Genomic DNA, 14335 nt, shown 5'->3' on the forward strand with positions numbered 1-14335 from the left:
TCCCTTCCGGAAATACCGGCGACACGCCATCTGCCCAGGCCAAGCGCCTTTCGCCGGGTAGGCAACCCACGGGCGCTGCCCATCGCAAGTCTGCCGAGGAACACAGCTTTCTGACCCCTGAGACTTGCGATCCCTCGGCCCCCGGGCGCTGCCCACTGCCCATGACCACGGGTGCGCCGCGTTTGCGGAAGGCGTCGGCTATCTGGTATGCCCTGGCGCAGCGGACAGTTGCGCCGTGAGAGCGGCGAGGTCGGTGAGTGCGGAGCCTTCGGCCTGAAGATGGAGTCGTTACCGGCATGCGCTGCCGGACCAGGGAAATCAACAGCAGGGTATACGCGAGGGCCTGGACGTGGGTATGAAAGTCAAAAGGAAGATAAGCTCCCGGGTTATCTACCATACCAGCACGCTGGGCATAATCGAAGTGCAGCAAGTGGGCGTGGCCAGGCTGGACGCCAGGGCATTCACCGTGCAGCTCGATCCCAACGGCAAGGGCCCCGGCCTGGACCTCGGCGTAGCCTTCCACCGCATCCAGGCCGTCAAAGCGTTTCAGAAAAAGTCCAGCAGCTCCTCGTTCTACATCGTGGAGATCGAGTATGTGGACAACAGCGGCGCACTCCAGTCCATCACCCTGGAGCTGCGCGTATTTCTGCGCCAGAGCCAGGCCCTGAAGACGGCCAAGGCCTGGAAGCAGGTCTTTGCCACGCTACAGGAAGAAGCGGGCATCGCCCCGGCTGAGCAGCCCGAATCCACCACAGAATCCACAGAGTCCACAGAATCATCGGAACCCGCGGAATCCAAAGAGTCTGTGGAGTCCAGGGAGTAACGGCCCGGCCCGCGCTTCTGCATCTCCATCCTCTCGTTCGACTCGCATCCTGAGAGCCCGCCCGCAAGGGCCGCTGCCTGAAAAAGCAGTGTACATCGCCGGACCCGGCACCTCCCGTCTTGCGATTCCTTCAGTTCCCTTTACACAAAAGAAAGGGCGCCGCGCGAAGGCGACGCCCCTGTTGTTGCGGATCGGAATAGCCAGGGTGGTTATTTCACCTTGCCTTCCTTCCAGGCCTGGATCAGATCGTCGTAGTTCACGGTCTGGCCCTGAGGCTTCTCGTTTTCCAGCTTGGGCTTGGGGGCGCCGGGCTGGCTGAGCCAGTACTCGGGATCCCTGGGCTCGTTCAGCTTGGGACCGCATACGGGCAGGACGTTGGCGCGCTCCAGGCGCTCCATGATGCGGTCCTGCTCGGCGGCCAGGTTGTCCATGGCGGTGTCCACGGTGACCTCGCCGGCAACGGCCTCACCGATGTTCTGCCACCACAGCTGGGCCAGCTTGGGGTAGTCGGGCACGTTGGTGCCGGTGGGGGTCCAGGCGACGCGGGCCGGGCTGCGATAGAATTCCACCAGGCCGCCCAGCTTGGGCGCGCGCTCGGTGAAGGATTTGTCGCGGATGTCGCTGTCGCGGATCGGGGTCAGGCCCACGTGGGCCTTCTTCAGCGAGGTCGTCTTGGCCACGCAGAACTGGGCGTAGAGCCAGGCGGCCTTGCGGCGGTCCACCGGGGTGGACTTCAGCAGGGTCCAGGAGCCGCAGTCCTGATAGCCGAGCTTCTGGCCTTCTTCCCAGTACGGGCCGTGGGGCGAGGGAGCCATGCGCCACTTGGGCGTGCCGTCCTCGTTGACCACGGGCGTGCCTTCCTCGACCACGGAGGGGACGAAGCTGGTGTACCAGAAGATCTGCTGGGCCACGTTGCCCTGGGCCAGGTACGGCAGGGACTGGTAGAAGTCCATGCCAAGGGCTCCGGGAGGCGCATAGCGGCGCAGCCAGTCCATGTACTTGCGCAGGGCGTACTTGGCGGCCGGGCCGTTGGTGGCGCCGCCGCGGGACACGGAGGAGCCGACCGGATGGCAGTCTTCCACGCGGATGCCCCACTCGTCCACGGGCAGGCCATTGGGCAGACCCTTGTCGCCGGCGCCGGCCATGGAGAGCCAAGCGTCGGTGAAGCGCCAGCCGAGGTCCGGGGCCTTCTTGCCGTAGTCCATGTGGCCGTAGATGGCCATGCCGTCGACCTCTTTCACGCGGTCGGTGAAGAACTCGGCGATGTCTTCGTATGCGGACCAGTTGACGGGCACGCCCAGGTCGTAGCCGTAGATGTCCTTGAACTGCTTCTGGTACTCGGGGTTGTTGAACCAGTCGTAGCGGAACCAGTAGAGGTTCGCGAACTGCTGGTCGGGCAGCTGGTAGACCTTGCCGTCCGGAGCCGTGGTAAAGGAGATGCCCATGAAGTCGTCGAGATCGAGTGTGGGCAGGGTGACGTCCTTGCCTTCGCCGGCCATCCAGTCGGTCAGGTTGACCACGTAGCCGGAGCGGAAGTGCGTGCCGATGAGGTCGGAGTCGTTGACGTAGCCGTCAAACACGTTCTCGCCCGACTGCATTTGCACCTGCAGCTTCTCGATAACGTCGCCTTCCTGGATCAGGTCGTGGGTGACCTTGATGCCGGTGATTTCCTCGAAGGCTTTGGCGAGGACCTTGGACTCGTACTCGTGGGTGGGGATGGTTTCGGAGACCACGCGGATCTCCATGCCGCGGAAGGGCTCCGCCGCTTTGGTGAACCATTCCATCTCCTTCATCTGCTCTTCCTTGGAGAGCGTCGAAGGTTGGAACTCGTCATCAATCCATTTTTTTGCCGCGTCCGAGTATTGATCCGCAGCGGCGATGCTCGCGACACAGAAGAGAGCCGTGAGCATGGTCCCCAGACAGAGGAGACGCAGGAAAATCCTGTGCTTCATCGACATTAGCCACCTCCTAGCGCATTGCAGGTTGTTGAAGTTACGCCATGGCAAATGTGTCATAAAAACGTGCATTTCTACACGCTTTTTCTGTCGGATGCGGCAATCTGTATCGTTCTACCCCCAGCGCAGCATGGCTGCGAGAAAGGACAGCGCAAGCACGAGGGCGTACCACAGGGAAAGTTGCGTCAGACCCACCCAGATCAGCAGAATGTAGGCGCCGCCCAGAAGACCCATGAAGAGCCTGTCCCCCCGGGTGGTGGTCAGGGGCAGGAGCCCCCGCCGCGCTATGGTGGGGGAGACGACCTCCCAGACGGCCATTATGGCGAGCACCACGCCGATGAAGATGAAGAACCCGGCCGTTACCGGCGTCCATGCCATCCATTCGAAATCCATGGTCGCGGCCTCCTACGGGATTAGACCCGGCCCAGGGCGAAGCCCTTGGCCAGATGGTTGCGCACGAACCAGATGACCAGCGCGCCGGGCACGATGGTCAGAATGCCGGCGGCGGCAAGAAGGCCCCAGTCCAGACCCGTGGCGCTCACGGTGCGCGTCATGGTCGCGGCAATGGGCTTGGCGTTGGTCGTGGTCAGCGTGCGCGCGAGCAACAGCTCCACCCAGCTGAACATGAAGCAGAAAAACGCCGTAACGCCAATGCCGGCGCGGATGAGCGGCAGGAAGATGGTGATGAAGAACCGCGGGAAGCTGTAGCCGTCGATGAACGCCGTCTCGTCGATCTCCCTGGGCACGCCGGACATGAAGCCTTCCAGAATCCAGACCGCCAGCGGCACGTTGAACAGGCAGTGGGACAGGGCCACGGCGATGTGCGTGTCGATGAGGTTGAAGGTGGAGTAGAGCTGGAAGAACGGCAGCAGGAAGACCGCGGGCGGCGCCATGCGGTTGGTCAGGAGCCAGAAGAACACGTGCTTGTCGCCGATGAAGCGGTAGCGCGAGAAGGCGTACGCCGCAGGCAAAGCGGTCAAAAGCGAGATGACCGTGTTCATCGTGACGTAGATGATGGAGTTGATATAGCCCGAGTACCACGAGGAGTCCGTGAATATCTTCAGGTAGTTCTGCAGCGTCGGGCTTGAGGGGTACAGGGCGAAGCCGCTCAGAATGTCCGCGTTGGTGCGCAGGGACATGTTGAGCATCCAGTAAATGGGCAGAAGCAGCAGGAACAGATAGAGGATCAGGCCCCAGTGTCGTTTTTGTATTTTCATCCTTTCTCTCCTGTCCCCACGGCTTGGAGGGCTTGATAGAAAAGGAAGCAGAACAGCAGCACGATGAGGAAGTAGACCAGGGAGAAGGCTGCCGCCGGCCCCAGGTCGAACTGTCCCACCGCCACCTTGACCAGGTAGATGGACAGGAACGTCGTGGAGTTGCCTGGCCCGCCGCCCGTGAGCACGAACGGTTCGGCGTAGATCAGGAAGCTGTCCATGAACCGCAGGAGCAGGGCGATGGTCAACACGCCGCGCATCTTGGGCAGCTGGATGTACCAGAACACGGCCCAGCGCGAGGCGCCGTCGATCTTGGCGGCCTGGTAGTATGCCTCTGGAATGGCCCGCAGGCCGGCATAGGCCAGCAATGCCACAAGCGGCGTCCAGTGCCACACCTCCATGAGCATCACTGTTATCCAGGCGTCCAGCGGACTGGCCGTGTGGTCGAAGGGTATGCCCGTTTGATTGATGAACGCGCCCATCAGCCCGATGTCCGGCCGGGTGAAGATGATCCAGATGGTGCCGATGACGTTCCACGGAATGAGCAGCGGCAGGGCCAGCAGCACCAGCACCAGGGACGCTGTCCAGCCCTTCTTGGGCATGGCCAGGGCTATGAGCACGCCCAGCGGCATCTCGATGAGCAGCACCAGGCCCGAGAACAGGAACTGCCGCCACAGGGCGGCGTGGAGCCGTTCGTCATGGAGCACCTCGCGGAACCACTCCGCGCCGATGAAGTAGCGCTGCCCGGGGCCGAAGATGTCCTGCACCGAGTAGTTCACCACCGTCATCAGGGGGATGATGGCGCTGAAGGCCACGATGACGAAGACCGGTATGACCAGGAACCAGGCTCTGTTATTGTCCCATTTGACCATGACGCCTACCCCGCACGCAGCAACTTGCCTGCCGCGAATAGCTTGGTGCGTTCCGGCGGAAAGCTGACCCAGCACGCGCCTTCCGCAACCGGCAACGAGGGCTGGACGCTCGCCTTGAGCACGTGGTCCGAGAGCGCGACTGTCACGATTCTGTAGCTCCCCTGGTCCTCCACCATGGTGACCCGGCCCTCCATGCCGTCCTCCACCGGCTGCATGGACACTCCCAGGTACATGGGCCGGATGCCCATCTCCAGCGTGCCTTCGGCTTTTGCCGCGGCGTCCGCCAGCTTGGGGTCCAGCGGCACGCTGCCGCCGTTGACCACGGCGCGGCCGTTATCCAGGGTGCAGGGCAGGATGTTCATGCCCGGGCTGCCGATGAAGTAGCCCACAAAGGTGTGCGCCGGCTCCTCGAACAGCTCCTGCGGCGTGCCGATCTGGACGATCTCGCCCTCGTACATGACCACCACCTTGTCGGCGAAGGTCATGGCCTCCACCTGGTCGTGGGTCACGTAGATGAGGGTGAGGCCGAACTGGGAGTGGATGTCCTTGAGCTTGCGCCGGAGCTGCCATTTGAGGTGCGGGTCGATGACCGTGAGCGGCTCGTCAAAGAGGATCGCGGCCACGTCGCTGCGCACCAGGCCCCGGCCCAGGGATATCTTCTGCTTGGCGTCCGCGGCCAGGCCGGCGGCGCGTTTTTTCAATAGATGTTTCAGGTCCAGGATTTCGGCCACTTCCTTGACCCGGCGGTCCACCTCGTGCGCCGGCACCTTCCGGTTCTTCAGGGGAAAGGCCAGGTTCTTCTCCACGGTCATGGTGTCGTACAGCACCGGGAACTGGAACACCTGGGCGATGTTGCGCTTTTCCGGCGGCAGGGTGGTTACGTCCTTGCCGTCGAAGAGGATGCGGCCCTCGCTGGGCGTAAGCAGCCCGGAGATGATGTTCAGCATGGTGGTTTTGCCGCAGCCGGATGGCCCCAGCACGGCGTAGGCGCCGCCGTCTTCCCACACGGTATGTATGCTCTTGAGAGCATAGTCGTCCGGCCCGGCGGGCCGGGGCATGTAGCTGTGTGCGATGGTTTCCAGCTCGATGCGCGCCATGTAGTGCTCCCCTCCCTTTCTCGGCCGCTCGCGCCGCCCTAATCCAGGTCCGGCGCCTTGGTCAGATGGCCCGTATCGTCGAAAACGTAGAAGTATCTGGGCTGTACGTAGACGTGGATGAGGCTGCCCACCCTGTAGGGGTGCACGCCTTCTTCCTCCAGGACCAGGGATCTGTTGCGATAGTGGAAATGGACGAACGTCTGCGAGCCGTTGATTTCCGCAAGCTCGACCGTGGAGGCGATCTCGATGTCCTCCTCGGTGTGTTTGTTGATGGAGAAATGGTGCGAGCGAACGCCGAAGGTGTAGGGTCCGGGAGGCAGGTCCTTCAGGTGCCCGGTCAGCGGGAAGCGGATGCCTATGCGCAGCTGGGCCTCGCCTTCGCCCACGTCGGCGTGGATGAAGTTGATGGGCGGATCGCTGAAGACCTCGGCGACCTTGGTGGTGGACGGCTTCTGGTAGACCTCGGTGGTGGGGCCGGTCTGCAGGATGCGGCCCTCGTGCATCACGATGATGTTGCCGCCCAGCATCAGCGCTTCTGATGGCTCCGTGGTGGTGTAGACCACGATGGACTCGCGCTTGGTGAAGATGGACAGAAGCTCCTGGCGCAACTCCTCGCGCAGCTTGTAATCCAGGTTCACCAGGGGTTCGTCCAGGAGCAGCAGGCCCGTGTCCTTGACCAGGGCGCGGGCAATGGCCGTGCGCTGCTGCTGGCCGCCGGAGAGCTCGACCGGCAGGCGGTCCAGAAGGTGCTCGATGTGCAGGATGGAGGCGGCGTGGCGGACGCGCTGGTCCACCTCGGCCTTGGGGATTCCCCGCAGGGGGGAGGCGATGTTCTTGTAAACGGAGAGGGACGGGTAGTTGATGAACTGCTGGTAGACCATGGCCACGTTGCGCTTGCGCACGGATTGGCCTGTCACGTTGGTCCCGTCCACCAGAACCGAGCCCTTGTTGGTCGGCCTGTCCAGACCGGCCATCACCCGCAGCAGCGTAGTCTTGCCGGCGAGCGTGCGGCCCAGGACGACATATCGGGAGCCGGACTCCAACGCGAGGTTGATGTCCTTCAGGTAGATCTCTTGATCAACGACCCTGTCAACGTCTTTGAGTACGAGCCCCATTGAGCGTTCCCCTCGGCTGATTACGGCAAGGAGTTTATCCAGGACTGATCGGTTTCGTGTCAGACTTGTTTCAAATACATAACACCGTCATGAAATTTTCTCAATCGAAAGAGAAAGCGAAAATAAGAAAAAAAACGAAAAAAACGAGCCGGCCTCTCACTCCTTGATATCTCCGTTGGCCACGAAAAGCTGCACCCCGGCCCGCTCCAGCTCCTCGATCAGGGGCGGCGGGGGCATGAAATCCGTGAACAGCGCGTCGATGTCCTCCAGCGTGCCCATGCGCACCATGGCGTTGCGGCCGAACTTGGAGTGGTCCGCCACCAGGAAGACCTTGCGCGCGTTTTCGATGATCGCCTGGGCCGCGCGGACCTCGCGGTAGTCGTAGTCCAGCAGAGTGCCGTCCAGGTCGATGCCGCTGATGCCGATGATGCCGTAGTCCACCTTGAACTGGCGGATGAAGTCGATGGCCGATTCGCCCACGATGCCGCAATCCCTGTGGCGTACCACGCCGCCGGCCACCAGGGTTTCGATGTTTTCGTTGCCGCGCAGGATGGTGGCGACATTAAGGTTGTTGGTGATCACCCGCAGCCGCTCGTGGCCGTGCAGGGCCTTGGCTACCTCCTCTGTGGTGGTGCCGATGTTGATGAACAGGGAGGCGCGCGAGGGGATGTTTTCCGCCACCATCCGCGCGATGAGCCGCTTCTCGGCCTGGTAGAGGACCTGGCGGTTGGTGTAATCCACGTTCTCCGTGCTGTAGGTGACGCCCACGCCGCCGTGGTGGCGCTGGACCAGCCCCTTGGAGCAGAGGGTGTTGATGTCCCGGCGCACGGTCTGCGGGGTGACGTTGAAGGCCTCGGCCAGGTCCTGGACCGTGACGAAGCCGTGCTCCTGGACGATCTCGAACATCTGCTTGTGCCGCTTGACCACCGAGGCGTGCTTGACGTCCTGGTGGAAGGCCTGCTCGCGCTGGCTGGGGAGCCGGCAGGAGCTGCCTTCCACGAACGGGGGGAGTCTGAGCTGCTGAGACATGGTGATTCCTGGCGTTTTTGTTCGGTTTCGAAAGAAAAATATCTGATTATGTTCTGCTGCGAAAAAAAGTAATGACGATAAACACGCCGTGTGCTAGATTTTAGCCCACGAATGACGCAAGCTTGTCATCTGTGCTTTGAAATTGTCATACTATCGGGCAAATTAATTCACAACCGAAAGATAAACTTTTTCGTTTCCATGTCGGTTGTGATGGTGAAAAGTCTGAGTACCGGGGACGGCTCCACAGCCCTGGCCGCGTGGTTGCACCACGGCCGGGCACTGCGGAACGATCCGCTCGCGATCCACGGGAGCGGTGAACGCTGCACGACAGGAGGCGGCAGTGACAAAAGCCTTGAAGCCAGACGCTGCACGCGTGCTCATCATCGGCGGCGGGGTAACCGGCACCGGCGTGGCGCGCGACCTCGCCCTGCGCGGCATCCCCAGCCTGCTCGTGGAAAAGCGCGATCTGGCCGCAGGCGCCTCCGGCGGCAACCACGGCCTTCTACACAGCGGCGCTCGCTACGTGGGCTCCGACCCCGAAGCCGCCCGCGAGTGCATGGAGGAGTCCGCGCTGCTCAAGCGCCTCGCCCCCCACTGTATAGAGGATACCAAGGGCCTGTTCGTGGCCGTTCCCGGCGACGACGAGCACTACATCGCCGAGTTCCCGGACCTCTGCGCCAAGGTCGGCCTGCCGGCCAAAGAGCTCGACCCCAAGACCGCCATGGCCATGGAGCCGCACCTCGCCCGGGACGTCATCGCCGCCTACGAGGTCCGCGACGGCACCATCGACCCCTTCATGCTCTGCCTGGACAACATCAGCCACGCCTGCAGCCTGGGCGCGCAGATGCTCCGCAACACCAAGGTCACGGCCCTGAATGTGGAGGGCGGGGCCATCCGCACCGTCTCCCTGCACAACGAAAAAACGGGGGATGAGCTCGTCATTGAGCCCGAGCTGGTGATCAACGCCTCCGGCGCCTGGGCCGGCATCGTGGCCGATATGGCCGGCGCGCCGCTCTCCGTGGTTCACTCCCAGGGAACCCTGGTCATCACCCAGGACCGCCTTTCCGCCCGCGTGGTCAACAGGCTGCGCATGGCCTCGGACGCCGACATCCTCGTGCCCGGCGGCTCCGTCTCCATCCTCGGCACCACCTCCGTACGCATCGACGATCCGGACGACTGCCGCCCCACCGTGGAGGAGGTGGACCGCATGCTGGACGACGCCATAGCCATGGTCCCCATTCTGGAGACCACCCGCTACATCCGCGCCTACGCCGGGGTCCGGCCCCTGGTGGCCGATACCAACGGCGACGCCAATGGCGACGGTGACTCCAACGGCGGCGACCGCAGCGTGAGCCGCGGCTACACCCTGAAGGACCACGCTTCCCAGGGGGTGGCGAACTTCATCACCATCACCGGCGGCAAGCTGACCACCTTCCGCTACATGGCGGAAAAGGCCGGGGACTTGGCCTGCCGCAAACTGAAAGTAGACGTGCCGTGCCGCACGCGGACCGAGCCTTTGCCGCCGTCCGACGCCGGCCGCTGGACCGACCCTAGGCTGGGCGCGCGCACCTGGGTGGACCGCGCCGAAGAGGGCGACGTGATCCTCTGCGAGTGCGAGATGGTCTCCGGCCGCGTGGTGGACTCCATGATGCAGGAGATGGCGCAGGACTCGAAGCTTTCCGCCCTGAGCGCCCTGAACATCCGCAGCCGGGTGGGCAAGGGCCCGTGCCAGGGCTGCTTCTGCGGGCCGCGCGTTACGGCCCATCTGTATGACGAGGGTTGGCTGGAAGCCGACCGCGGCCTGGACGAGCTCAAGGAGTTTGTGGGCCGCCGCTGGCGCGGCAAGGCGCCCATCCTCTGGGGCGTGCCCTTGCAGCAAGCCGAGCTCCAGGAGGCGCTGCTTTGCGGCATGCTGGAGCTGGAGCGCAAGCCGTAAGACTTGACGATACTGGCAGGGGCGACGCGGAGTTCACGCGTATTACTGAAGGAGCAGCAGACATGCCGACCGACACTGCGAGTAAAGCGCACGCCATGGAACCGGATTGTTCCTGCGACCTCATGGTTGTAGGCGCGGGCATGGCCGGCATGGCCGCGGCGCTGTTCGCTTCCTCGCGCGGGCTCAGCGTTGCCCAGGCAGGCGCCCTGGGGGGCATCGATTTCAGCACCGGCATGCTCGATCTCCTGGGCATGCACCCTGTCGAAGAGCTGCACGCGGTGGACAACCCCTGGCAGGGGTTGGAGGCGTTGCGCCGCGACGAGCCGCACCATCCCTACGGCCTGGTGCCGGATGCGGACGTGCGCGCCGCTTTCGAGGATTTTACCGCGTTCCTGGCCGAGGCCGGCCTGCCGTACGACGGCTACGCCGACCGCAACGCCCGCGTGCTCACCTCCCTGGGCACTGTGAAGCCCACGTACCGCGCGCCGTGCTCCATGTGGCCTGGGGTGCAGGCCATGGAGCGGAAGCTGCCGTGCCTGATCATCGATTTCATCGGGCTCAAGGGGTTCAGCGGCCGGCAGATCGTGGAGGTCCGCGGACCGGAGTGGCCCGGGCTGCGCAGCGTCCGCATTCCCTTCCCTGGCTGCGCCGGCGAGCTCTACCCGGAGCACCTGGCATGGTCGCTCACCGAGATGGACGTGGTGGACTGGCTGGCGGAGTCCGTGGCGGAGCACGTGCAGGATGCGCAGGCCGTGGGCTTTCCGGCCGTGCTCGGCCCGTACGCCGCGCCGGCGTCCACGGCGTCTTCCACAGCCAGCGTCGGAGCCGCCAGCTCCGGCCTGTACGACGTCATCGCCCGGCTCAGGGAACGGCTCGGCGTGGAGATCTTCGAGATTCCGACCATGCCGCCCTCCATTGCCGGGCTGCGGCTGCGCGCCGCTTTCGAGACTTTTCTGCCCGGCCGCGGCGTGCGCATCTACCCGCAAAAGCGTGTGGCCGAGTGGGAACGCACGGACAACGGCGGGTTCCGCTTCCACATTGCCGGCGCCGGGGAGGGCGACATCGAGGCCGTGGTGGAGGCGCGCGGCGCCATCCTTGCCGGCGGCCGGTTCTTCGGCAAGGGCCTGACGGCGGACAGGCACGCCGTGCACGAGCCGCTCTTCGGGCTGCCGGTCCTGCAGCCCAAGCACCGGGACGAGTGGCACCGCGAGGACTTCTTCGATGCCCGGGGACATCCGCTGAACAGGACCGGCGTGGAGGTGGACGCCCGGTTGCGGCCGCTCTCGGAGAACGGCCACCCAGCGTTTCCCAACCTTTTCGCGGCGGGTTCCATTCTGGCCAATCAGGACTGGATGCGCGCCAAGTGTGGCGCAGGCCTGGCAATCGCCACGGCGTATGCCGCGGTGCAGTCGTACCAGAACAGTCTGTCGTGAGAGGAAGCCGGCAGGTGATGTCGGTACCTGACGTACGAGGACTTTTCGGCCCGGCAGGTGATGCCACTGCCTGCTGCGGGAGAACTTTTTCGACAGCTTCATAGGCCAGCCGGCGAGGGCTGCCGGCGCGTGGCGTGAACCAATCAAGAAGGTGCGGCACCGGAAGCAGTGTCCATGGATTTTCTCACAGGAGGTCTCCTTATTTCCCTGGCCGCGTGCCTGGCCGGATTCGCCTGGCGGATTCGGCGCAGTCGCGGTGGGGTACGAATCAGCAGTGAGGCCCACGAGCCCCCGCATCGAGCACCCTGCCCAAAGAAGGCCGGTGAACGTGGCGGCGCAGGATTGGGCGTCCTCCGCTACCTCAAGGCTTTCTTGCTCGACGTGCTTTTCCAGGCGCACCTGGTACGGGCCAGTGTGTCGCGCTGGACCATGCACTTCCTCCTGGCCGCGGGGTTCGTGGGCCTTCTGCTAATGCACGCCATGGACGGCGTGTTCTCCCGCGCCGTTCTGCCCATGTACGAGCCCACGCTGGACCCGTACCAGTGGCTGCGCAACCTGTTCGGCCTCATGGTGCTGGCGGGCGTGGCCCTGGCCGTGTACCGCCGGCTCACAATCACCGGGCTCAAGCGCACCACCCGCAGGGACGACTGGTTCGCCCTGGCCATCATCGCAGCCATCGTCCTCTCCGGCTTTGTTCTGGAAAGCGCCAAGATCACCTCCCAGAGCGAGTTCGACAGCATGGTGGCCGACTACTTCGTGAGCGACGACCCGGCCGAGATAGCCGGCCTGCAAATGGTCTGGGCCAACGAGTACGGCGTGGTCTTCACCCACCCGGCGCCCGAGCCCATGGACATGACTCCGGACGAGCTCCTGGCCCTGGGCCGGGAGGTCAACGACTTCGCCTGCACTTCCTGCCACTCGGACACGGCCTCGGCCTTTGTCTCCTACCCGCTCTCCAGGGCGCTCAAGCCGGCGGCGCCGGTGTTGGGCTCGGCCGGCGGGGTGTCCACATTATGGTATGTCCACGTGCTGCTCTGCTTCCTGGGCATCGTCTACCTGCCATTCGGCAAGATGGCGCACGTCTTCCTCACGCCGCTCAATCTGCTGGTTCAACCCACGCGGCCCAGGCCGGAGCGCGGCGCACAGCCAGACGCCTGCGGCGGCGCTCCCGGCACCGCCACAACGCTTCGCCGCACCATCGGCATGGAAGCCTGCATGCACTGCGGCATGTGCAGCGAGCATTGCAGCGTGGCCGCGTCTTACGCCGTGCTCGGCACCGCGGAGATCCTGCCTTCGGAGAAGCTGCGCGGCCTCAGGCACAAGGGCGCGGGCGAGCTGGACCCTGCCGAGGCTTTCGCATTCGCCGAAGGCAGCTTTGTCTGCACGGAGTGCCACCGCTGCACGGACGTCTGCCCGGCGCGCATCGATTTGCAGGAGTTGTGGATATCCTCCAAGCGGACGCTGATGGCCGAGGAGGCCGGCGGCGCCGGCGTGCGCGGCGAACCCCATCGCCAGATGACGCGTTTTACGGCCGGTCAGTGGGCCGAGCGGTTCTCACAAGGACTGCTGCACAAGCCTTCGCAGGAAGAGACCGAGCGGCCCGTGGTGCTGGCCGATCGTCCGCAGACCTTCTGGGCCTGCGTGCAGTGCACCACCTGCACTAATGTCTGTCCGGTGGTGGCGGCCGCCACAGATCCGGTGCAGGAGCTGGATCTGACCCCGCAGCAGATCATGAACATGCTGCGCATGGGCCTGCGGGACCACGTGCTGGGCGCGCGCATGGTCTGGAGCTGCGTGACCTGCTACAAGTGCCAGGAGCATTGCCCCCAGGGCGTGCGTGTGGCCGACGTGCTCTTCGAGCTGCGCAACATCGCCTCGGCCAGGCTGCGCCACGCCGCGCTGCACAATGATGCGGATAGGGACACCCATCATCAGGGAGGCGCCGCGTGAAATACGTGTGGTTTCCGGGCTGCAAGATCCCGTACCACCAGCCGCAGTACGGCGAGGCGTCCCGCGCCGTGTGCGCGGCCCTGGGCGTGGAGCTCGTGGACCTGGAGTTGGGCTGCTGCGGCTATCCGGTGCGGCACCAGAGCTTCGAGGCCTCGGTGCTCTCCTCGGCGCGCAACCTGGCCCTGGCCGCAGCGGAAGGCCTGCCCATCCTCACGCCGTGCAAGTGCTGCTACGGCAACCTGCGGCACGCCATCTACTGGATGGAGCGCAACGAAACACTGCAGAAACGGATACGGCGGCTGCTCGCCCAGGAGGGGCTGCACCTGCCCACACGGCCGGTCGACTGGCCCGAGCCCGTGCATCTGCTCACTGCCCTGGACCGCGACGTGGGCGCACCCGCCATCGCCGTCGCGGTCACGAATCCGCTGACCGATATCAAGATAGCGGCGCATTACGGCTGCCACGCGCTGCGGCCCGGCAACGTGACGCGCTTCGACAACCCGCTCCAGCCCACACTTTTCGAGCGTCTCGTGGAGGCGGCCGGGGCCACGGCCGTGTACTGGCCCATGCGGCTGGAGTGCTGCGGCAACCCGCTTTTCGGCAAGGACGACCGCATGGCCCTCAAGCTCGCGCGCAAGAAGCTCGTGGACGCCATGACCGCCGGGGCCCAGGTGCTCGCCACCGCCTGCACCTACTGCCAGCTCCAGTTCGATACGCACCGCAGCCTGCTGCATGAGCTCATGCCGCTGGAAGGGGCGCCGCCGTCCGTGCTCTACCCGCAGCTCCTGGGCCTGGCCCTGGGCCTGCCGCCCGCCACCCTGGGCCTGCACCGCAACGTGACGGACTGGGCACGGATATTGGGGTAGGGAAGGCCTCCGGTGGACGCTGTCCCCCGGTTCCCCTGCCGGGGA

Annotated in this window: 12 protein-coding genes; 5 read left to right on the forward strand and 7 right to left on the reverse strand. The window is 64.6% G+C overall.

Translation table 11 applies throughout. The annotated features are described in order from the left end of the window. The first annotated feature begins 355 nt into the window (after positions 1 to 355). Positions 356 to 823: a hypothetical protein gene (locus E8L03_RS18795; protein ID WP_171268180.1), complete on the forward strand. Its 468-nt coding sequence runs from the start codon at positions 356 to 358 to the stop codon at positions 821 to 823. 209 nt (positions 824 to 1032) lie between these two features. Here E8L03_RS18795 and E8L03_RS18800 read toward each other — a convergent pair whose 3' ends face one another. The 7 genes from E8L03_RS18800 to E8L03_RS18830 form a co-directional block, all read right to left on the reverse strand. Beyond that, on the reverse strand, positions 1033 to 2781 hold the full coding sequence (locus E8L03_RS18800; RefSeq protein WP_244963581.1) for an ABC transporter substrate-binding protein: 1749 nt from the start codon (positions 2779 to 2781) through the stop codon (positions 1033 to 1035). A 111-nt stretch (positions 2782 to 2892) separates the two neighbouring features. Further along, the gene (locus E8L03_RS18805) at positions 2893 to 3171 is read right to left on the reverse strand and encodes a DUF2160 domain-containing protein (protein WP_144306558.1); all 279 of its coding nucleotides are present in this window, start codon (positions 3169 to 3171) and stop codon (positions 2893 to 2895) included. A gap of 20 nt (positions 3172 to 3191) precedes the next feature. Further along, positions 3192 to 3995, reverse strand: coding sequence for a carbohydrate ABC transporter permease (locus E8L03_RS18810; protein WP_144306557.1), 804 nt, complete (start codon positions 3993 to 3995; stop codon positions 3192 to 3194). Further along, on the reverse strand, positions 3992 to 4864 hold the full coding sequence (locus tag E8L03_RS18815) for a carbohydrate ABC transporter permease (RefSeq protein WP_144306556.1): 873 nt from the start codon (positions 4862 to 4864) through the stop codon (positions 3992 to 3994). The genes E8L03_RS18810 and E8L03_RS18815 overlap by 4 nt, the downstream gene beginning before the upstream one ends. A 5-nt stretch (positions 4865 to 4869) precedes the next feature. Further along, complete coding sequence (locus tag E8L03_RS18820; protein ID WP_144306555.1) at positions 4870 to 5961, reverse strand: ABC transporter ATP-binding protein; 1092 nt, start codon at positions 5959 to 5961, stop codon at positions 4870 to 4872. A gap of 38 nt (positions 5962 to 5999) precedes the next feature. Beyond that, on the reverse strand, positions 6000 to 7076 hold the full coding sequence (locus E8L03_RS18825) for an ABC transporter ATP-binding protein (RefSeq protein ID WP_144306554.1): 1077 nt from the start codon (positions 7074 to 7076) through the stop codon (positions 6000 to 6002). Between the two features lie 156 nt (positions 7077 to 7232). Beyond that, positions 7233 to 7982 carry a DeoR/GlpR family DNA-binding transcription regulator gene (locus E8L03_RS18830; protein ID WP_144306626.1) on the reverse strand — a complete coding sequence of 250 codons (750 nt, stop codon included), beginning with the start codon at positions 7980 to 7982 and terminating at the stop codon, positions 7233 to 7235. A gap of 463 nt (positions 7983 to 8445) precedes the next feature. Between E8L03_RS18830 and glpA the strand changes: the two genes are divergently transcribed. The 4 genes from glpA to E8L03_RS18850 all read left to right on the forward strand — a co-directional run bounded on the left by glpA (position 8446) and on the right by E8L03_RS18850 (position 14290). Then, positions 8446 to 10041: an anaerobic glycerol-3-phosphate dehydrogenase subunit A gene (glpA, locus tag E8L03_RS18835; protein ID WP_244963582.1), complete on the forward strand. Its 1596-nt coding sequence runs from the start codon at positions 8446 to 8448 to the stop codon at positions 10039 to 10041. A gap of 62 nt (positions 10042 to 10103) precedes the next feature. Beyond that, the gene (gene glpB, locus E8L03_RS18840; protein ID WP_171268181.1) at positions 10104 to 11474 is read left to right on the forward strand and encodes a glycerol-3-phosphate dehydrogenase subunit GlpB; all 1371 of its coding nucleotides are present in this window, start codon (positions 10104 to 10106) and stop codon (positions 11472 to 11474) included. A gap of 174 nt (positions 11475 to 11648) precedes the next feature. Beyond that, complete coding sequence (locus E8L03_RS18845; protein ID WP_171268182.1) at positions 11649 to 13424, forward strand: 4Fe-4S dicluster domain-containing protein; 1776 nt, start codon at positions 11649 to 11651, stop codon at positions 13422 to 13424. Next, a complete protein-coding gene (locus E8L03_RS18850; protein ID WP_171268183.1) occupies positions 13421 to 14290 on the forward strand; it encodes a CoB--CoM heterodisulfide reductase iron-sulfur subunit B family protein in 870 nt (289 codons plus the stop codon). The genes E8L03_RS18845 and E8L03_RS18850 overlap by 4 nt, the downstream gene beginning before the upstream one ends. Positions 14291 to 14335: the final 45 nt, after the last annotated feature.

The organism is Oceanidesulfovibrio marinus (assembly GCF_013085545.1).
GTDB lineage: Bacteria > Desulfobacterota > Desulfovibrionia > Desulfovibrionales > Desulfovibrionaceae > Oceanidesulfovibrio > Oceanidesulfovibrio marinus.